Raw genomic sequence first — 19,023 nt, 5'->3', positions numbered from 1 at the left:
CGCGCCCGTCGCCGGAACGTTCCGTCGACGGGCGCGGGAGTGGAGCGGGGGTGGAGCGGGGGTGCGGGGCGGACGTTTCCCGGGGTTCCCCGGGACGTCGCCCAGGAGCCTCCGGGCCGGGTCAGTGGATGATCCCGGTCCGCAGCGCGACGGCGACCATCCCGGCCCGGTCGCCGGTGCCCAGCTTGCGGGCGATCCGGGCGAGGTGGGACTTGACGGTCAGGGCGGACAGGCCCATCGAGACGCCGATGGCCTTGTTGGACTGGCCCTCGGCGACGAGGCGCAGGACCTCGACCTCGCGGCCGGAGAGCTCGCGGTAGCCGCCCGGGTGGCTCGGGGCACCCGGGGGGCGGCGGTGCATACGGGCGGCCGCGGCGCCGATGGGGGCGGCGCCGGGACGGGTGGGGAGCCCGATGTTCGTGCGGGTGCCGGTGACGACATAACCCTTGACTCCGCCCGCGAGGGCGTTGCGTACGGCGCCGATGTCGTCGGCGGCCGACAGGGCCAGGCCGTTCGGCCAGCCGGCGGCGCGGGTCTCGGAGAGCAGGGTGAGACCGGAACCGTCGGGCAGGTGTACGTCGGCCACGCAGATGTCGCGCGGGCTGCCGACGCGGGGGCGGGCCTCCGCGATGGACGACGCCTCGATCACATCACGTACTCCGAGGGCCCACAGATGGCGGGTCACGGTGGAACGGACGCGCGGGTCGGCCACGACGACCATGGCCGTCGGCTTGTTCGGGCGGTAGGCGACCAGGCTTGCGGGCTGCTCGAGAAGAACGGACACCTAGGCCTCCTGGGGGAGTGGCGGGGCGTCCGGCTCGGGGAAGGAAGCCGGTGCGCACCGTGCTGATGGTCACTGACTCCTTCGGCACGTCACCCGCCCGGCTTTAGGGAATGATCACGATTTGGTGAGTAACAATTCGGGCAATTCGGACGCATGATCGATCAAGCGATGATCAGAAGGCCGCAACGGGCGCCCTCTTCTGACCGTCCGGTGCTCCGGACCCGGCCCGCCCGGCGGGCCTCCGCCCGCCGCGTGGGCCGTACGGCCCCTCCGCTACGGGTGGTGCGGGCCGCGCCGCTGTGGCAGGGAGACCACACCCGTGCCGGAGTCCGTCGGACCCACCGGCGGGAGCCCGGCGATCTGGCACAGCAGCTCGCACCAGGCCGACAGGTGCGCCGCGGTGTCCGGCACCCCGCCCACCCCCTCGCGGGGCGTCCAGGAGGCCCTGATCTCGATCTGGGTGGCCGGCCGCCGCTCCGCGAGACCGCCGAAGTAGTGCGAGCTCGCCATGGTCACGGTCCCGCTCGCCTCCCCGTACGTCAGCCCGCGCGCGTCCAGCGCCCCCGTCAGCCAGGACCAGGAGACCTCCGGCAGCAGCGGGTCCGCGGCCATCTCCGGCTCCAGCTCCGCCCGTACCAGCGTCACCAGGCGGAAGGTGCCCTGCCAGGCGTCGTGCCCGGCCGGGTCGTGGAGGAGGATCAGCCGGCCGTCGGCCAGGTCGTCCTCGCCGTCGACGACCGCCGCCTCCAGCGCGTAGGCGTGCGGCGCCAGTCTCTGCGGCGGCTTCGTCGGCTCGATCTCGATGCCCGTGCGCAGCCGTGCCTTCTTCAAGCCGTCGACCGCCCGCCGGAACGGGAGCGGGACGGAGCTCTCCTTCGCGCTGTCCATACCGTCAGCGCCATCTGAAAATCGTCCCTGAGCCGCAGCCATGCGGGGAAGACTAGGCGGAACGAGCGCCCGTACGGCGCAGGGACACCCGCACCGGGCCGCGCACTTCTTCATACGTGCGAAGATTTGCGGCGTGAGTGCCATTGACCGCCCGAAGGGCCAGCCGAGTCAGACGTACGATTCCGCCTTCCTGAAGGCGTGCCGGCGAGAGCCGGTGCCGCACACCCCCGTGTGGTTCATGCGGCAGGCCGGGCGCTCCCTTCCCGAGTACCGCAAGGTGCGCGAGGGCACGGCCATGCTGGAGTCCTGCATGCGGCCCGACCTGGTCACGGAGATCACGCTCCAGCCGGTACGGCGCCACAAGGTGGACGCGGCGATCTTCTTCTCCGACATCGTGGTGCCGCTCAAGGCGATCGGCGTCGACCTGGACATCAAGCCGGGCATCGGCCCGGTCGTCGCCCAGCCGATCCGCCGCCGCGAGGACCTCGCACAGCTGCGCGACCTCACCCCCGAGGACGTCTCGTACGTCACCGAGGCGATCGGCATGCTCACGGGTGAACTGGGCGCCACGCCGTTGATCGGCTTCGCCGGCGCGCCGTTCACCCTCGCGAGCTACCTCGTCGAGGGCGGCCCCTCGAAGAACCACGAGCACACCAAGGCCCTGATGTACGGGGACCCGCAGCTCTGGGCGGACCTGCTGGACCGGCTGGCGGAGATCACCGCCGCGTTCCTCAAGGTGCAGATCGAGGCCGGCGTCTCCGCGGTCCAGCTGTTCGACTCCTGGGTCGGCGCGCTGGCGCCGGCGGACTACCGGCGCTCGGTGATGCCCGCGTCCGCGAAGGTCTTCTCCGCCGTCGAGTCGTACGGCGTCCCGCGCATCCACTTCGGTGTCGGCACCGGTGAGTTGCTCGGCCTGATGGGCGAGGCCGGCGCGGACGTCATGGGCGTCGACTACCGGGTCTCGCTGGACGACGCCGTCAAGCGGGTCGGCCCCGGCAAGGCGCTCCAGGGCAACCTGGACCCGGCCGTGCTGTTCTCGACCCCCGAGGCCGTCGAGGCCAAGGCGGACGAGGTCCTCGCGGCCGCCGCCGGCCTGGAGGGCCACGTCTTCAACCTCGGCCACGGCGTCCTGCCGACCACGGACCCGGACGCCCTGACCCGCCTGGTGGACTACGTCCACACCCGCACGCAGCGCTAGGCATTGTCCCCGCGCCTCGAACGCCGGCCGGGCTGGTCTCACAGCCCGTCCGGCGTTCGAGGACCGGGTCCGCGCAGGGCCGCCTACGCGTCCGCCGCCCGCACCGCGCCGACCGCACGGCGGGCCGCCACCAGGATCGGGTCCCAGACCGGGGAGAACGGCGGTGCGTAGCCGAGGTCCAAGGACACCACCTGGTCCACCGTCATCCCCGCCGTCAGCGCCACCGCCGCGATGTCCACCCGCTTCGCGGAGCCCGCGCCGCCGACGATCTGGACACCGAGCAGCCGGCCCGTACGCCGCTCCGCCAGCATCTTGACCGTCATCTTCGCCGCGCCCGGGTAGTAGCCCGCCGTCGTGGTCGACTCGATCGTCGCCGTCACGAAACGCAGCCCCGCCGCGAGCGCGTCCTTCTCGCGCAGGCCCGTGCGCGCGATCTCCAACTCGCACACCTTGCTCACCGCCGTCCCCACCACCCCCGGGAACGTCGCGTAACCCCCGCCCACGCCCGAGCCGATCACCTGTCCGTGCTTGTTGGCGTGCGTGCCCAGCGGGATGTGCCGGTTGCGGCCCGCCACCAGGTCCAGGACCTCCACGCAGTCGCCGCCCGACCAGATGTTCTCGTGCCCCCGGACCCGCATCGACAGGTCCGTCAGCAGCCCGCCCGACTCGCCGAGCGGCAGCCCCGCCGCCCGGGCCAGGGCGGTACGCGGCTCGACGCCGATGCCCAGCACCACCACGTCCGCCGGGAACTCCGTACCCGACGCCGTGGCCACCGCCACCGCGTGGCCCTCCTCGTCCGTGAGGATCTTCGTCACCTCGGCGCCGGCCACCGTACGGATGCCCATGCGGTTCATCGCGCCGTGCACCAGGGCGCCCATGTCCGGGTCCAGGGTGGCCATCGGCTGCTCACCGCGGTGCAGCACGGTCACCTCGAAGCCCCGCCCGACCAGCGCCTCCGCCATCTCCACGCCGATGTAGCCGGCGCCGACCACGACCGCCCTGCGGCCCGGGATCCGCTCCAGGGTGTCCATCAGGCGCTGCCCGTCGTCCAGGGTCTGCACGCCGTGCACCCCGTGCGCCCCGACGCCGGGCAGGCGCGGACGGATCGGCCGGGCGCCCGTCGCCAGCACGAGCTTGTCGTAGCCCGTCCAGCTCTCCGCGCCCGTTTCGAGGTCCCGGGCGCGCACCCGCTGCCCCGCGAGGTCGAGTTCGACGACCTCGGTGCGGGTGCGCAGGTCGATGTCGCGGGCCCGGTGCTCCTCGGGCGTCCGGGCGATCAACGCGTCCCGCTCCGCGACCCGCCCGCCGACCCAGTAAGGGATGCCGCACGCCGAGTAGGACGTGAAGTGCCCGCGCTCGAAGGCGGTGATCGCCAGCTCCGCCGGGCCCTTCAACCGCCGGGCCTGCGACGCGGCGGCCATCCCCGCCGCGTCGCCGCCGACCACCACCAGTCGTTCCGCTGCCATCGTCCGCACCGTCCTCCGCCCGCACCACCGTTACGTGGAGGACACGCTACGGGCGAACGGCCGAATGCGTGTTCCGTTCCCGACCGCCTCCGGCCACGAGCGGTGGGGGGTCCGGCCGCGTTGATCGATCCGAGACCCGGTCTGAGACGATGTGTTCATGCACGAAGCGGACACGCGTACGGACCGACCGGGACCCCCCGGTCACGTCGTCGTCATCGGCGGCGGCATCGCCGGCCTCGCGGCCGCCCACCGGCTGCTCGGCGACGGCGTACGCGTCACGCTGCTGGAGGCCGGCCCCCGCCTCGGCGGCAAGCTGCACGCCGGAGAGCTGGCCGGGGCCCCCGTCGACCTCGGCGCCGAATCCATGCTCGCCCGCCGCCCGGAAGCCGTGGAGCTGGCCCGGGCCGTGGGGCTCGGCGACGCGCTCCAGGTGCCTGCGACGGCCACCGCCCACCTGTGGACGCGCGGCGCGCTGCGGCCCATGCCGCGCGGCCATGTCATGGGCGTCCCGGGCGACTTGGCGCCCCTCGCCGCGTCCGGGGTGCTGTCGGCCGAAGGCATGGCCCGGATCGCGGCCGAGCCGACGCTGGCGCCCGCCGAGATCGGCGAGGACGTCGCCGTCGGCGAGTACGTCGCGGCCCGCCTCGGCCGCGAGGTCGTCGACCGGCTGGTGGAACCCCTGCTCGGCGGCGTCTACGCGGGCGACGCCTACCGGATCTCCATGCGGGCCGCCGTGCCGCAGCTCTACGAGGCCGCCCGCACCCACGCGCTGCTCGGCGACGGCGTACGGGAACTGCAGCGCCGGGCGGCGGCACTGCCCCAGGCGGCCGGCCCCGTCTTCGCCGGCATCGAGGGCGGCATCGGACGGCTCCCGCTCGCCGTGGCCGAGGCGTGCCGGGCCGCCGGAGCGCTCCTGCACACCTCCCGCCCCGTGCGCGAGGTGCTGCGTACGCCCGACGGCTGGCGCGTGGTCGCCGGGTCCGAGGTCATCGAGGCCGACGGCGTGGTCCTGGCCACCCCGGCCGGGCCCACCGCCCGGCTGCTCGACCCGCTCGCGCCGACCGCCGCCGCGGAGCTGCGCACCGTCGAGTACGCCTCGATGGCCCTGGTGACGCTGGTCTTCCGGCGCGCCGACCTGCCGCCCACGATCACCGACGGCGGCGCCAGCGGGTTCCTCGTACCGCCCGTCGACGGCCGCGCCATCAAGGCGTCCACCTTCTCCGGCAACAAGTGGGCCTGGTCGGGAGCCGATCCCGACCTCTTCCCGCTGCGCACCTCGGTCGGCCGCTTCGGCGACGAGGCCCTGCTGGAGCGCGAGGACACCGAACTGGTCGAGATCTCCCTGCGCGACCTCGGCGAGGCCGTGGGCCTCGCGGCCCGCCCGGTCGCCTCCACCGTCACCCGGTGGGACGGCGGCCTGCCCCAGTACCCCGTCGGCCACCTCGCCCGGGTCGCCCGCATCCGGGCCGCCGTCGCCGCCCTGCCCGGCCTCGCGGTGTGCGGCGCGCTCTACGACGGGGTGGGCATCCCGGCGTGCGTCGCGAGCGCCGGCAAGGCCGCCGACACCGTGCTCGGCGCGTTCGCGGGCACGTTCGGTACCCCTGGCACGGACCACTGATCAGCACACGGGACAATGGACACATGACTGCACCAGAGAAGATTCCCAACGCGGGGAAGAAGGCGAAGGACCTGAACGAGGTCATTCGCTACACCCTGTGGTCCGTCTTCAAGCTGAAGGACGTTCTCCCGGAGGACCGCACCGGCTTCGCCGACGAGGTCCAGGAACTCTTCGATCAGCTGGCCGCCAAGGACATCACCGTCCGCGGCACCTATGACGTCTCCGGCCTGCGCGCCGACGCGGACGTCATGATCTGGTGGCACGCGGAGACGGCGGACGAGCTCCAGACCGCCTACAACCTGTTCCGCCGCACCCGGCTCGGCCGCGCCTTGGAGCCGGTCTGGTCGAACATGGCCCTGCACCGCCCGGCCGAGTTCAACAAGTCCCACATCCCGGCCTTCCTGGCCGACGAGAACCCGCGCGACTACGTCAGCGTGTACCCCTTCGTGCGCTCCTACGACTGGTACCTGCTGCCCGACGAGGACCGCCGCCGCATGCTCGCCGACCACGGCAAGATGGCCCGCGGCTACCCCGACGTGCGCGCCAACACCGTCGCCTCGTTCTCGCTCGGCGACTACGAGTGGCTGCTGGCCTTCGAAGCCGACGAACTGTGGCGCATCGTCGACCTCATGCGTCACCTGCGTGCCTCCGAGGCGCGTATGCACGTCCGTGAGGAGGTGCCCTTCTACACCGGGCGCCGCAAGTCCGTCGCCGATCTGGTCGCCGGACTCGCCTGATACCTCCCCTGGGGGGAAGGACCGGCGCAGGGCCCCCGTGACTGGGGGGTGGCCGCCGGTGATCGGGAGGCCCCGCCCCCGAATCGACGCAGCCGGAGATCCCGCCCGGAAGTTCAGACGACCGGCGGCAGTGCCCTGGGAGCATTCCCCGGGGCGTCCGCCGCCCGCTCGTCCAGCGACACCGGTGCGGGCTCCGGATGCGGCGCACACGTGGCGCTCCGCCCCGGGGTGTCACCCGTCAGCAAGTACCGCTCCACGTGCGCGTCGACGCAGTCGTTGCGACCGCCGGCCACGCCGTGGGTCCCCGCCCCCTCCTCCGTGACCAGCGCGGCCGACGTGCCGAGCCGCCGCCGCAGCTCCAGCGCGCCCCGGTAGGGGGTCGCGCCGTCCCGGTCCGCCGCCACGATCAGGGTCCGGGGGAGCGCCGGCCGGCCGGCCCCGACGTCCACCGGGCGCTGTCGCCGGAGCACCGGCCAGGACGCGCAGGGCAGGTTGAGGAACGCGTTCGTCCAGGTCTCGAAGGGCGCCCGGCGCGCCACCTCGGTGTTGTCCCGGTCCCAGGTCTCCCAATCGTCGGGCCACGGGGCGTCGTTGCACAGCACGGCCGTGTAGACGGCTGTCGCGTTCTCCGCCGCGACGGCGCGCGCCGGGTCCGGCGCGGCCTGCTCCGTCAGCGGGCCCGGGTCGCCGCGCAGGAACACCGCCAGCGCCCGCGCCCGGTCCGGCCACACGTCGTCGTAGTACGCGGTCTGGAGGAAGGCGGCGTGGAGTTCCCCCGCCCCCACCACCCCGCCGGCGGGGGCCCCGGCCACCGCGTCCCGGACGCGTGCGTACGCGGCCAGCACGGCCTCCGGGGTCGCGCCGAGGCCGTACACGGCGTGGTGGCGGGCGACCCAGGCGCGGAAGTCGTACCAGCGGCGCTCGAAGCCGGGGCCCTGGTCGAGGTTGTTCCGGTACCAGACGCGGCGCGGGTCCGGGTCGACCGCCGAATCGAAGACCATCCGGCGCACCCGGTCCGGGTAGCGGGTGGCGTAGACGGCTCCCAGGTACGTGCCGTACGAGGCGCCCATGAAGCTCAGCTTCGGCTCGCCGAGCGCGGCGCGGAGCACGTACAGGTCCCGGACGTTGTTCAGGGTCGTGTAGTACGGCAGCGCGGCGCCGGCCCGCAGCGCACAGCCGAGGCCGTACGCCCGGGCGGCGGCGAGGCGTTGCCTCTTGTACGCGGCCGAGGGCTCGGCCGGGACCTGGGGGGTGGGCGCCTCGGCGCGGACGGCTGGATCTCGGCAGGACAGCGGCGCGGAGCGGCCCACCCCGCGCGGGGCGTAGCCCACCAGGTCGTAGGCGGCGGCGACGCGCTCCCAGGCGGGCAGGGTGCCGAAGAGCGGGAAGGTCATCCCGGACGCACCGGGCCCGCCCGGGTTGTAGACGAGCGCGCCCTGGCGGACCGCCCCGCCGCGCCCGGTGGCCGGGACCCGACTGACGGTGAGGGAGATGTGGGGGCCGTCGGGCCGGGCGTAGTCGAGCGGGACGCGCAACGTCGCGCACCGGACGGGGTCGGGCAGAACCTCGACGTCGGGGCAGGGCCCGAAGACGAGCGGCGGGGGATTGCGGGCGACGCGCTCGGCGCCGGCCGCCTCGGCCGCCTCGACCTCCCGGTCGGGGCCCCCGCGGGCCGCTCGGGCGGGGACGGGACCGGCCAGGACGAGGCACAGCACCGCCGCGGTGACCGTGCGGCGTGTGAGCTTCCTCCGCATGGCGGACCCCTCATCTCATCGGCTGGTCCGATCAGATGCCGTTCGGTCGCGCCTGTACAGCACCCCCTCCCAGGTGTCGCCCCCGCTCCCCCCTTTTGCCGTAGCGGGACCACCGCGTGACGGCCGGTCAGGAGCCGCCGGAGCAATTGGAGCCCGAGGAACAGCTCGAACCCGACGAGCAACCGGACCCGGAGGAACAGCTCGAACCCGACGAGCAGCCGGACCCCGAGGAACACGCGGAACCGGCGGAGCCACAGCTCGAACCGGCGCCCCCGCAGGAGGAGCCGGAACTTCCGCCGTCGGTCGCCGCACACCACACGAGCGGCGCGACCTCGGCGGCCGACGCGGACGAGCCGGAACCGACGCCCGCGCCCGCGCTCCGCCGCGCACCCGACTGCGCCGCGGCCAGGCGGGTACCGCGGGCGGCCGGTACCAGTTGCTGCCGCAGGTACGGGTCCCGCAGCCCGCGCAGCCCGAACAGGGCCGTCCGGACCCGCGGGCTCAGGTCGAGCGCGTACCGGGCCCGTATCGCGCCCAGCGCCTCCCGCCCCGCCGGGGTGATCCGCTGCCGGGCGCGCCGGGCGCCGCTGACGCCGAACGCGACCCCGGCGATCAGAATGGGCAACACCTTGAATATGAAGGGGACTTGGAACCCGGACTCCGGATCCCACGCCACGAAGGTGAGCACCATCGAGGGCGGCACCAGCAGCCCGCACACCACCGCCTGGACCAGCCCCCAACGGCGCAGCCCGCGACCCGCCCCGGGCACGGCGATCAGCCCCCGGTCGGCCAGGGTGTCCCCGGTCTCCTGCACGGCCGGATCGACCATCGCCGCGTACCGCACCTGGTACAGCCACCCCGAGGGTGCCTCCCGCAGGGCCAGGAGCACGGCGCGCTCCGCGACGTCGGCGCCCCGCACCCCGGGCCGGGCGTGCACGATGCCGGGGCCGCCGACCACCAGCCGCCCGTCGCACAGCAGGGAGACGAGCGCGCTGTCCACGACCGCCCCCGGCCCACCCACCAGGAACGCCGCCTCGGCGAGGTCGTGCAGGTACGGCGCCGAACCGGCCGACGCGGACCGCCGCCCGAGCGGGCCGCGGAAGAGCAGCACGGTGGAGGCGGCCACGGCGAGCCAGACCGCCAAGGCCAGTGCGTTCACGCCGCCCTCCCCATGAGCGTCCGCGCCCAGCGCGCGATCCGGCCGGACGGCCGCGCCCCGGCGCGCTCCCGCCACCAGGCGGTGAGCCGGCGGCGGGCGGCCGGGTCGGCCGGGAGCCCGCGGATCAGCAGGTGCTCGGCGAAGTCCAGGGCGTCCCGGCGGTATCCCGCCGCCATCGGGCGACCGCGGGCGTAACCGAGGAACGCGGTGCGGTACGCGTCCGCGCCGCCCAGGATCGCGGGCAGCTCCGGCGCCAGCTTCGCCACCACCGACCCCCGCTTGGCGGCCAGCGCCCGGCTCTGGACCCGGACGCGCTGCCGGTCGAAGCCCTCCGGTACGGGCGTGCCCGCGACGAGTGCCGAGAGCAGCGCGGCCTGCCGCAGCCCGAGCCGGGTCCGGGCAGCGTCCGTCCCGGCTCCCGTCCCGGATTCCGGGACCGGGGCCAGGGCCGGGGTTGCGGGGCTCGGAGCGCGGTGGGCGGGGGCGGTCCCGGCCGCCAGCACCGTGCGGATGGCCCGCAGTTCCCCCGCCAACTCCGCCTCCGGCGGGAAGTCGTCGTCCCGCTCCAGCAGGACCCCGGCCGGCTCGACCCGCTCCCGCAACCGCGCCAGTACGTCCAGCACCGCCCGCGGCACCGGGTGCGCGTGCGTGTCGTGCCACACCCCGTCCCGCTCCACGCCCCCGGCGACGTGCACGTACGCCAGCGCCTCCGGCGGGATCGCGTCCAGCACGGCCGTCGGGTCCTCACCGCGGTTCACCCGGTTGGTGTGGAGGTTCGCCACGTCGATGAGCAGCCGCACCCCGGTCCGCTCCACCAGTTCGGTGAGGAACCGGGCCTCCGTCAACTCGTCCCCGGGCCACGCGAACAGCGCGGCGATGTTCTCCAGCGCCAACGGCACCGGCAGCGCGTCCTGCGCGATGCGGACGTTCTCGCACAGCACGTCCAGCGCCTCCCGGGTGCGGGGCACCGGCAGCAGGTGCCCGGCCTCCAGCGCCGGCGAGGAGGTGCGTACGTACGCGATGTGCTCGGTGACCAGCGGCGCCCCCAACGCCACCGCCCGCTCCCCGAGCGCGGCCAGCTTCCCGGCGTCCGGCCGGTCGGCGCCGCCCAGGCCCAGGGAGACCCCGTGCGGGACGACACGGACGCCGCGCTCCAGCAGCCGCGTCAGCGAGTCCGGCAGGTGGCCCGGGCAGATGTTCTCCGCCACCACCTCGACCCAGTCAAGGCCGGGCAGCCGTTCCACCGCTTCCGCGATCTCCGGCCGCCAGCCGATGCCCACCCCCAGGTGTGCCACGGGCTTCATGTCCCCCGCCCCCCTTCCATCGGTCCGTACGCCGATGTGATGGCCCCGGCGGGGTTCCGCCAACCCGCCGGAGGGGACGTTCAGAGCAACATTTGAGGTTCCGCCGCGACCCGGCTCCCCGCCGGCGGGCCTACAGCCGGGCCCGGAGCGCCGGGTGGTCCGAAACGACCGTGCAGGAACCAGGCGCGATCTCCGTGAACCCCGCGTCCCGGACCACCGGCAGCCCGCTCCCGCTCAGCCGCGCCCACCGCTCGCGCGGGGCCGTCCGTACGGCCAGCCGGAAACCGGAGTCCCGCCACGCGGCGCGTTCCGCCGATGTCAGCTCCCACCAGGCGAGTTGCGCCGCGTGCCCGGCCTGGGCCATCGCCTTGCCGGCCGACATGTCCAGGTCGGGGTTGAGCCACAGCACCGGTACCCCGGGCGCCGCCGGGGCGACCGGCTCCGGGTCGTCGAGGTCGGTGCCCGACACCTGGAGCTTGGCCAGCTCCTTGGGCCAGCCGTCGAGCGGCACCGGCGGGAAGACCCGTACCTCGGCCGTCGCCCCCGAGGGGCCGGCTCCGTGGACCGTGACCCCGGGCAGTGTCCCGGCTTTGCGCCACTCCGCCCCGCGGGCCCGCCGGACCACCTTCCGGATCCGGGCGTCCTGCCAGTCGCGGACCGCCTCGGCCCACTCGCCGTCGCCGTGCGAGCGCTCGTCCGTCAGCAGCACCAGCACCGCGCGGGCCGCCGTCTCCAGCGCGTCGGTCCGGGCCGGCGGCGAGGTCTTCTCGATCCGCACCACCAGCGGCAGCACGAACTGGGGCGCCTCGTCACGGACCGCGTGCTCCCCGCGGAACGGGCTGTCGGCCCCCACGGCCGGTGCGGGGGCGGTGTCCTGGCGGGCCTGGATGTCCTCGGTGCTCATCCGGCCCAGTCTGCCGGCCTCCGACTTCAGGCGGATGCCGCAGGGGTGGCGTCCGGGCGAGGATCGAGCGCATGAAGAGTGACTGACCGGCGGGGGGCTGTTCAACAGCCTTTTCACCGGTACGGAAAACTCGCGGTGATATGTGAGGGCAACCCGGTCATCATCCCGGTCACCGCCCAGGCACCGGTCTACGTGGACACGGACGCGGTGGTCGGATGGAGCGCCGCCCTGGAGACCGGGCTGCACCGCTCCCGGTCGATCGGCTCGATGATCCGCGGCGGCTCCGGGGAGGCCGTACAGGTCAAGCTCGGCGGCGAGGGCTTCGTCATCGTCCGCCCCGGCGAGGTCACCGAGGCGCCCGCGGCACACTGAACGGCCCCTCACGGACGCGGGTGCGTACCCTCGTCCGTATGGACCGTGAACAGCGGAACGAAGAACGGTACGAAGGGCGGGGCGAGGGGCGCGACGCCCCCTACTGCCCGACGCCGGCCACGCCCGCCGGGCGGGTGGCCGGTCCGCCGTACGCCGACTGCCTGGAGTGCGGCAAGCCCACCGAGTACGGGGTCGCCACCCCGGGCGTGGTGCTGTGCCCGGTGTGCGAGTGGCAGGACGCGCAGCGCTCCGCCTGCTCGGGATAGCCCGGACCGCGTCCCGCCGGCTACTTCCCGATCAGGTCCGAGACCTTCACGAAGCGGTAGCCGCGCTTGCGCAGTTCCGGGACGACCTTGCGGACGGCTTCCTCGGTGACCGGGGCCGCGCTGCGCGTGCAGTGCATGACCACCACCGAGCCCGGCTTCACGCCGGCCAGCACCTGCTCGGCCACCGCGTCCGGGTCCTTGGCGAAGGCGTCGCCGCTGACCACGTCCCACTGCACGGCCGTCACCTTGGCCGGGGACAGCGCCCGCAGTGCCTGGTCGTCGTAGCACCCGCCGGGGAAGCGGAAGTAGGGGACCGTGTTGACCGCGCCCGCCTTCCGGAAGGCGGCGAAGGCCCGGTCCACGTCGGCCTTGGCGGCGGTGGCGTCGAGCGCGGGGAGCCCGTAGCAGGGCGCCTTGAAGGCGTGGTGGCTGTACGAGTGGTTGGCGATCTCGAAGTTGGGATCGGCGCCGATGGCCTTCGCCTGGTCCGGGTACTCCTCCGCCCAGCGGCCGGTCATGAAGATGGTCGCCGGCACCTTCAGGGACCGAAGCGACGAGATCAACTGCGGATTGTCGAAACGTTCCCCCGAGGCGGCGCGCGGGCCCTGATCGGACGTCATGTCCGCGTCGAAGGTCAGCGCCACGGTCTTGTCGGTCCGCTGCTTCGCCCGTTCGAAGACGGGCGTCAGGCCGTTCGGACCGGGCGGCAGGACCGGGACCGCGGCCGGCGCGCCGGCCTTCGGCGAGCCCGAGCCCGAGGGTGCGGCGGACGGGGAGGCGGGGGCGGGAGCCGCGGGGGTGCCCAGCCGGGCCTGGTTGGCGGGCTTCGGCGAGCCGGTGCCGCCCCCGCAACCGGCGAGGGCGGCACCGAGGGCGGCCACGGCCGCTGCTTTGCGCACTGCTACGGAGAGGGTCACGCCCGGCAAAATATCCGACTATGTGGCAAGTAGACGCGCGCGGCACTCGGCTACGTCGAAATCTGCACCCGGATAGCGCGGGTCCATGTCCTCCAGATGTTCCGACAACAGCGTGCCGATGGCCCAGTTGCGGTACCACTTGCGGTCGGCGGGCACCACGTACCACGGCGCGGCGTCCGTGGAACAGCGCTCCAGCGCCAGCTCGTAGGCGCGCTGGTACGCCGGCCACAGCGCCCGCTCGTCGATGTCGCCCGGGTTGAACTTCCAGTGCTTGGACGGGTTGTCGAGCCGGGCCAGCAGCCGCTCGCGCTGCTCCTCGTACGAGATGTGGAGGAATGCCTTCACCACGGTGACGCCGTCCTCGGCGAGCGACTCCTCGAACCGGTTGATCTCGTCGTAGCGCCGGTTCAGCACGGACCGGGGCACCAGTTCCCGGACGCGGGCGATCAGGACGTCCTCGTAGTGCGAGCGGTCGAAGATGCCGATCTCGCCGGGCTGCGGAAGGGGTTTGGTGACGCGCCACAGGAAGTGATGCTTGCGCTCCTCCGGGGTGGGCGCCTTGAAGGACCGCACGCGGCAGCCCGAGGGGTTGAGGATACCGATCACATGCTTGACCGTGCCGCCCTTGCCACTGGTGTCCATGCCCTGGAGGACGAGCAGCAGCCGACGCCGGTCGCCGGCGGTGCTCGCGGCGTACAGCCGTTCCTGGAGCGAGGCGAGCGGGTCGGCCATCCTCGCCATGGCGGCCACGCCGGCCGCCTTGCGGGACGGGCCGCCCGGGGTCGAGGACGGGTCGACGGCGCCGAGGTGGACCCGGCCGGGCGGCACGCGCAGCAACGCGCGCAGGGAGGGCGGCGAAGCCTTCCCGGTCTTCCCCCGCTCGCTCTCCGCGCCGGGCTTCGCCGCGTCCTTCTCCGCCCGGTCCTTCTTCGCCATCGTCGTCCACCCCGATCAGTCGACTTCGTCCGATCATCGGACATCGGGGGCGGCGGCGCACGGTGGGGCGGATCAGTGGTCCCACGGACCGGTTCCCGCCGAGGGGTGCCGGCCGGGGCGCGCGCGGCCGGCGGGGGCGTGCGCGGCCCGGTCGGCGGGGCGGGGTCCGCCATCGCACCGACCGGTCGCGCCCGGGGTGGGCCGGCGTCAGATCAGCTCGGCGCTCAGGGTGATCGTCGTACCCGTCAGGGCCTGGCTGACCGGGCAGTTCTTCTTGGCGTCCTCGGCGGCGGCGGCGAAGGCGTCGGCGTCCAGACCCGGAACCTCGGCGCGCACCGTCAGGTGGATGCCGGTGATGCCCTCACCCGGCTGGAACGTCACGTCGGCCTTGGTCTCCACCCGGGTGGGCGGGGTGCCGGCGCCGTCGAGGCCGTGGGAGAGCGCCATCGAATAGCAGCTGGAGTGCGCGGCGGCGATCAGCTCTTCCGGGCTGGTCTTGCCGTTCGCGGCCTCGGCGCGCGAGGGCCAGGAGACGTCGAACGAGCCCCGGCCCGAGGAGTCGAGGGTGACGACACCCGAGCCCTTGAGGAGGTTGCCCTGCCAGTCGGTGTGCGCGGTACGCGTGGTGGCCATGGTGGATCCCTTCGCAGAAGTGGAAACGACCGGACCCGACGCACACGTGACGATCCGTATGGCGATCCGTACGCGCGACGGCCCGGCGCGACCCAACCTACTGGGCCACCAGCCCCTTCGCGTCGCGTGCCAGGGCGGTGAGCCGGGATATGGCGCGGAAGTACTTCTTCCGATAGCCCCCGTTGAGCATGTCGTCACTGAACAGACGGTCGAACGGCACGCCGGAGGCGAGCACCGGTATCTCGCGGTCGTACAGCCGGTCGGCGAGGACCACCAGCCGCAGCGCCGTCGACTGGTCCGGGACGGGGCCGACATCGGTCAGGCACACCGCCGATATCCCGTCGGTCAGCGCTCCGTAGCGGCTCGGGTGCACCTGTGCCAGGTGGTCCAGCAGCCCCGGGAAGTCGTCGAGGCTCGCGCCCGGAGTCGCGTACGCGGCCTTGGCCACCTGCTCGTCGGAGAACGGCGCCGGCGCCGCCGGCAGCCCCCGGTGCCGGTAGTCCTGGCCGTCGATCCGCAGCGGCCGGAAGTGCGCGGACAGGCCCTGGATCTCCCGCAGGAAGTCGGCCGCGGCGAACCGGCCCTCGCCGAGCTTGCCGGGCAGCGTGTTGGAGGTCGCGGCCAGCGCCACACCCTGCTCGACGAGCCGGCTCAGCAGCGAGGACACCAGCACGGTGTCGCCCGGGTCGTCCAGCTCGAATTCGTCGATGCACAGCAGCCGGTGCCCGCCGAGGGTCTGCACGGTCTGCTGGAAGCCGAGCGCGCCGACCAGGTTCGTCAGCTCCACGAAGGTGCCGAACGCCTTCAGCGCGGGCTCGGCGGGGGTCGCGTGCCACAGGGAGGCCAGCAGGTGCGTCTTGCCGACGCCGTAGCCGCCGTCGAGGTAGACCCCGCCCGGGGCGGCCGCCGTGGCCGCCGGCTTCTTCGAGAACCAGCGCCGCTTGCCCGAGCCGGAGGCGTGCGCCCCGCCCAGTCCCGCGGCGAAGGCGCTCAGCACGCTGACGGCCTCGCGCTGGCTGGGCTGGGTGGGGTCGGGCTCGTAGGTGTCGAAGCGCACCGCGTCGAAACGCGGCGGCGGCACCATCTCGGCGACCAGCCGTTCGGCGGGCACGCGGGGGGCCCGGGCACACAGGGCCTGGGGGCCCGCGTCGGCTGTCGGCTGCCGCCCGGAGGCCGGACCAGAGGTCGTGAGGGAGGTTGACACAGCCCTTAACTCTACGGGCCGTGGCACACTGCATCGATGCGACGCCTGTTCCCTGTGACCGATCAGACATCAGCAGACCGGAGCGACCGCCCGTGGTCGCTGGACGAGCTCGCGGAGGTCTACGCGTATCCCGAGCTCGGTCCCGACGGCCACTGGCTGCGGGCCAACATGGTCTCGACCCTGGACGGAGCCGCCCAGCACGACGGCCGCTCCCAGCCCATCTCCGGCGAGACCGACATGCAGATCTTCGGCACCCTGCGCGCCCTGGCGGACGTGATCGTCGTGGGCGCGGAAACGGTTCGCCAGGAGGGCTACCGCCCGGCGCGGGCCCGGGACGCCTTCGCGGAGCGCCGCAGCGCCTCGGGCCAGGGTCCCGCGGCTGCCATCGCGGTGATCACCGCCAGTATGGAGCTGGACTTCTCCCTGCCCCTGTTCACCTCCCCCCTGGTGCCGACGCTGGTCCTCACCGGCGCCGCCGCGCCCGCCGAACGTGTGGCGGAGGCGGCGAAGGCCGGGGCCGAGGTGGTGCTCGCGGGCGACGGGGCGGCCGTGGACCCCGTACGGGCGGTACGAGAGCTGGCCGCGCGCGGGCTGCGCCGTCAGCTCACCGAGGGCGGCCCCCGCCTGCTGGGGCAGTTCGTGGCCGCCGACGTGCTGGACGAGCTGTGCTTGACGATCTCCCCGATGCTCACGGCGGGCGACGCCCAGCGGATCGCCGGAGGCCCCTCCGTCACGGTTCCGCACCGGCTCGCGGCGGCCGGGGTGCTGGAGGAGGCCGGCTTCCTCTTCACCCGTTACCGTCGAATCTGAACTAGGGGCGGAATTCGTCGTTCCGCTTAGCTTCCGCTGGGCACATACCTGGGCAGAGATATCCGCGCAAGCCCGCGCGAGAGCGGGGCAGGATGGTTTCCGCAGAGGCCGGCCCACCGGCCTCGGCCCATGAAGGAGAGGGGCGTCCGTGTTCACGAGCGTATTGATGATCGAGCAGCCGCTGACCCCGGTGGACGTGGACTTCGTCACCACGCTGCACGGAGACGACGAGGTCTCGTTCATCGTCCTCATGCAACCGAGGGGTGACCAGGACAGGCTGCTGCGCGCCATCGACGACGTGGCGCTCGGCGAGCTTCCCGAGGCCCTCCACGAAGGCGACGAACCGGAGGGCGACGCCGCCCGCCGCCCCGCCGCGCAGGCCCTCGAACACTCGCTGGAAGCCCTGCGCAGAAAGGGCGCCAAGGCCGTGGGGCAGCTCGTCGAGGACCACCCGCTCGACCTGCTCAAGGCCGTCGTGGACGAGACGGCGGCCGACGAGGTGATCGTCTTGACCGCCCCGCACTTCGTCGAGGAGTTCTTCCACCGCGACTGGGCCTCCCGGGCGCGGCACAAGGTCGGCGTTCCGGTGCTGAAGCTCTTCGCCCACAACGAATAGGCTGGCCCCGGCCCACCCCTCGCAATCGATTCCTGGAGCGACCTGAATGAAGCCCGGCCTGCCGACCGCCATGGAACGGCCCCACTTCATCGGCATCGGCGGAGCCGGCATGTCCGGCATCGCGAAGATCCTCGCCCGGCGCGGCGGGCGGGTGGCCGGCAGCGACGCCCGTGACTCCGAGACCGCCCAGGCGCTGCGCGCCCACGGCGTCACGGTGCACATCGGGCACGCCGCCGGTCACCTCGCGGACGACGCCACCTGCGTGGTCGTCTCCAGCGCCATCCGCGCCGACAACCCGGAGCTGGCCCGCGCCGCCGAACTCGGCATCCCGGTCGTGCACCGCTCCGACGCCCTCGCCGGCCTGATGGACGGCCTGCGGCCGATCGCGGTCGCGGGCACCCACGGCAAGACCACCACCACCTCGATGCTGGCGGTCTCGCTCTCGGCCCTGGGCCTGGACCCCTCCTACGCCATCGGCGGCGACCTCGACGCCCCCGGCTCCAACGCCCACCACGGCGAGGGCGACATCTTCGTGGCCGAGGCGGACGAGAGCGACCGCAGCTTCCACAAGTACGCCCCGCAGGTCGCGATCATCCTCAACGCCGAACTCGACCACCACGCGAACTACGCGTCGATGGAGGAGATCTACGAGTCCTTCGAGACCTTCGTCTCGAAGGTCGTCCCCGGCGGCACCCTGGTCGTCGCCCACGGCCAGGCCGGTGCGGCCGAGATCGCCGCCCGCGTCGCCGGCCGGGACGGGCTGCGGGTCGTCACGTACGGCGAGGAGGCCGACGCCGACGTCCGGATCACCAAGATCACCCCGCGCGGCCTGACCAGCGAGGTCACCGTGGTCCTGGACTCCAGGATGCTCACCTTCACCGTCTCCGTACCCGGCCGGCACTACGCGCACAACGCGGTCGCCGCGCTGGCCGCCGGTGTCGCGCTCGGCATCCCCGCGCACAACCTCGCCTCCGCCCTCGGCAAGTACACCGGCGTCAAGCGCCGGCTCCAGCTCAAGGGCGAGGCCGCGGGCGTCCAGGTCATCGACTCCTACGCGCACCACCCCACGGAGATGACCGCCGACCTGGAGGCCATCCGCGGCGCCGCGGCCGACGCGCGCATCCTCGTCGTCTTCCAGCCCCACCTCTTCTCCCGCACGCAGGAACTCGGCAAGGAAATGGGCCTGGCCCTGGCCCTGGCCGACGCCTCCGTGGTCCTGGACATCTACCCGGCCCGCGAGGACCCCCTCCCCGGCGTCACCAGCGAGATCATCATCGAGGCGGCCCGCACCGCGGGCGCCGACGTCGCCGCCGAGCACGACAAGGACGCCGTCGCCGACGTCATCGCGGGAATGGCGAAGCCCGGTGATCTCGTTCTCACCATGGGCGCGGGCGACGTCACCGATCTGGGACCGCAGATCCTCGCCCGCCTGTCGAGCTGAAAGCCAGAGGGAGCGG

18 protein-coding genes and 1 pseudogene are annotated in these 19,023 nt (G+C 73.7%); 8 read left to right on the top strand and 11 right to left on the bottom strand.

Annotated features, from left to right (window positions below; translation table 11 throughout):
* Window positions 1–121: 121 nt before the first annotated feature.
* Window positions 122–784, bottom strand: coding sequence for a response regulator transcription factor (locus tag ACFVXJ_RS14245; RefSeq protein WP_007267191.1), 663 nt, complete (start codon window positions 782–784; stop codon window positions 122–124).
* A gap of 273 nt (window positions 785–1,057) precedes the next feature.
* Window positions 1,058–1,714, bottom strand: coding sequence for a DUF3000 domain-containing protein (locus ACFVXJ_RS14240; RefSeq protein WP_389661995.1), 657 nt, complete (start codon window positions 1,712–1,714; stop codon window positions 1,058–1,060).
* A gap of 91 nt (window positions 1,715–1,805) precedes the next feature.
* Between ACFVXJ_RS14240 and hemE the strand changes: the two genes are divergently transcribed.
* Complete coding sequence (gene hemE, locus ACFVXJ_RS14235) at window positions 1,806–2,870, top strand: uroporphyrinogen decarboxylase (protein ID WP_389661994.1); 1,065 nt, start codon at window positions 1,806–1,808, stop codon at window positions 2,868–2,870.
* An 83-nt stretch (window positions 2,871–2,953) separates the two neighbouring features.
* Here hemE and ACFVXJ_RS14230 read toward each other — a convergent pair whose 3' ends face one another.
* On the bottom strand, window positions 2,954–4,336 hold the full coding sequence (locus ACFVXJ_RS14230) for an FAD-dependent oxidoreductase (RefSeq protein ID WP_389661993.1): 1,383 nt from the start codon (window positions 4,334–4,336) through the stop codon (window positions 2,954–2,956).
* A 157-nt stretch (window positions 4,337–4,493) separates the two neighbouring features.
* Between ACFVXJ_RS14230 and hemG the strand changes: the two genes are divergently transcribed.
* Window positions 4,494–5,954, top strand: coding sequence for a protoporphyrinogen oxidase (gene hemG, locus ACFVXJ_RS14225; protein WP_389661992.1), 1,461 nt, complete (start codon window positions 4,494–4,496; stop codon window positions 5,952–5,954).
* 23 nt (window positions 5,955–5,977) lie between these two features.
* Window positions 5,978–6,691, top strand: coding sequence for a hydrogen peroxide-dependent heme synthase (gene hemQ / locus ACFVXJ_RS14220; RefSeq protein ID WP_389661991.1), 714 nt, complete (start codon window positions 5,978–5,980; stop codon window positions 6,689–6,691).
* 113 nt (window positions 6,692–6,804) lie between these two features.
* On the opposite strand, the gene ACFVXJ_RS14215 is transcribed toward hemQ, so the two are convergent.
* The 4 genes from ACFVXJ_RS14215 to ACFVXJ_RS14200 all read right to left on the bottom strand — a co-directional run bounded on the left by ACFVXJ_RS14215 (window position 6,805) and on the right by ACFVXJ_RS14200 (window position 11,812).
* The gene (locus ACFVXJ_RS14215) at window positions 6,805–8,445 is read right to left on the bottom strand and encodes an alpha/beta hydrolase (protein WP_389661990.1); all 1,641 of its coding nucleotides are present in this window, start codon (window positions 8,443–8,445) and stop codon (window positions 6,805–6,807) included.
* A gap of 127 nt (window positions 8,446–8,572) precedes the next feature.
* The gene (locus ACFVXJ_RS14210; RefSeq protein ID WP_389661989.1) at window positions 8,573–9,604 is read right to left on the bottom strand and encodes a TIGR04222 domain-containing membrane protein; all 1,032 of its coding nucleotides are present in this window, start codon (window positions 9,602–9,604) and stop codon (window positions 8,573–8,575) included.
* Window positions 9,601–10,908: a DUF692 family multinuclear iron-containing protein gene (locus tag ACFVXJ_RS14205; RefSeq protein WP_389661988.1), complete on the bottom strand. Its 1,308-nt coding sequence runs from the start codon at window positions 10,906–10,908 to the stop codon at window positions 9,601–9,603. Before ACFVXJ_RS14205 ends, ACFVXJ_RS14210 begins: the two co-directional genes overlap by 4 nt.
* Before the next feature lie 130 nt (window positions 10,909–11,038).
* On the bottom strand, window positions 11,039–11,812 hold the full coding sequence (locus ACFVXJ_RS14200) for an aminoacyl-tRNA hydrolase (RefSeq protein ID WP_389661987.1): 774 nt from the start codon (window positions 11,810–11,812) through the stop codon (window positions 11,039–11,041).
* 82 nt (window positions 11,813–11,894) lie between these two features.
* On the opposite strand from ACFVXJ_RS14200, the pseudogene ACFVXJ_RS14195 reads away from it, so the two are divergent.
* A pseudogene (locus ACFVXJ_RS14195) lies at window positions 11,895–12,184 on the top strand (AIM24 family protein); the annotation flags it as partial.
* A 38-nt stretch (window positions 12,185–12,222) separates the two neighbouring features.
* Window positions 12,223–12,450 carry a hypothetical protein gene (locus ACFVXJ_RS14190; protein WP_389661986.1) on the top strand — a complete coding sequence of 76 codons (228 nt, stop codon included), beginning with the start codon at window positions 12,223–12,225 and terminating at the stop codon, window positions 12,448–12,450.
* A 20-nt stretch (window positions 12,451–12,470) separates the two neighbouring features.
* Here the strand turns inward: ACFVXJ_RS14190 and ACFVXJ_RS14185 are convergent, their stop codons facing one another.
* The 4 genes from ACFVXJ_RS14185 to zapE form a co-directional block, all read right to left on the bottom strand.
* Complete coding sequence (locus ACFVXJ_RS14185; RefSeq protein WP_389661985.1) at window positions 12,471–13,367, bottom strand: polysaccharide deacetylase family protein; 897 nt, start codon at window positions 13,365–13,367, stop codon at window positions 12,471–12,473.
* Window positions 13,368–13,385: 18 nt separating this feature from the next.
* Window positions 13,386–14,303 (bottom strand): polyphosphate kinase 2 family protein, encoded by a 918-nt coding sequence (locus ACFVXJ_RS14180; RefSeq protein ID WP_389661984.1) that lies wholly within the window; start codon window positions 14,301–14,303, stop codon window positions 13,386–13,388.
* Between the two features lie 207 nt (window positions 14,304–14,510).
* Complete coding sequence (locus ACFVXJ_RS14175) at window positions 14,511–14,936, bottom strand: OsmC family peroxiredoxin (RefSeq protein WP_136212691.1); 426 nt, start codon at window positions 14,934–14,936, stop codon at window positions 14,511–14,513.
* Between the two features lie 97 nt (window positions 14,937–15,033).
* A complete protein-coding gene (zapE, locus tag ACFVXJ_RS14170) occupies window positions 15,034–16,068 on the bottom strand; it encodes a cell division protein ZapE (protein ID WP_389662177.1) in 1,035 nt (344 codons plus the stop codon).
* A 108-nt stretch (window positions 16,069–16,176) separates the two neighbouring features.
* Between zapE and ACFVXJ_RS14165 the strand changes: the two genes are divergently transcribed.
* From ACFVXJ_RS14165 to murC, 3 genes are all read left to right on the top strand, one after another.
* Window positions 16,177–16,950 (top strand): pyrimidine reductase family protein, encoded by a 774-nt coding sequence (locus ACFVXJ_RS14165; RefSeq protein ID WP_389661983.1) that lies wholly within the window; start codon window positions 16,177–16,179, stop codon window positions 16,948–16,950.
* A gap of 148 nt (window positions 16,951–17,098) precedes the next feature.
* A complete protein-coding gene (locus ACFVXJ_RS14160) occupies window positions 17,099–17,566 on the top strand; it encodes an indole-3-glycerol phosphate synthase (RefSeq protein ID WP_389661982.1) in 468 nt (155 codons plus the stop codon).
* A gap of 46 nt (window positions 17,567–17,612) precedes the next feature.
* On the top strand, window positions 17,613–19,007 hold the full coding sequence (gene murC / locus ACFVXJ_RS14155; RefSeq protein WP_389661981.1) for a UDP-N-acetylmuramate--L-alanine ligase: 1,395 nt from the start codon (window positions 17,613–17,615) through the stop codon (window positions 19,005–19,007).
* Window positions 19,008–19,023 lie beyond the last annotated feature (16 nt).

The sequence above is a fragment of the Streptomyces sp. NPDC058279 genome, assembly GCF_042881255.1.
Classification (GTDB): Bacteria; Actinomycetota; Actinomycetes; order Streptomycetales; family Streptomycetaceae; genus Streptomyces.
The sequence above is the reverse complement of the archived record's forward strand: the minus strand, read 5'-3'. Positions and strand labels throughout refer to the sequence as shown.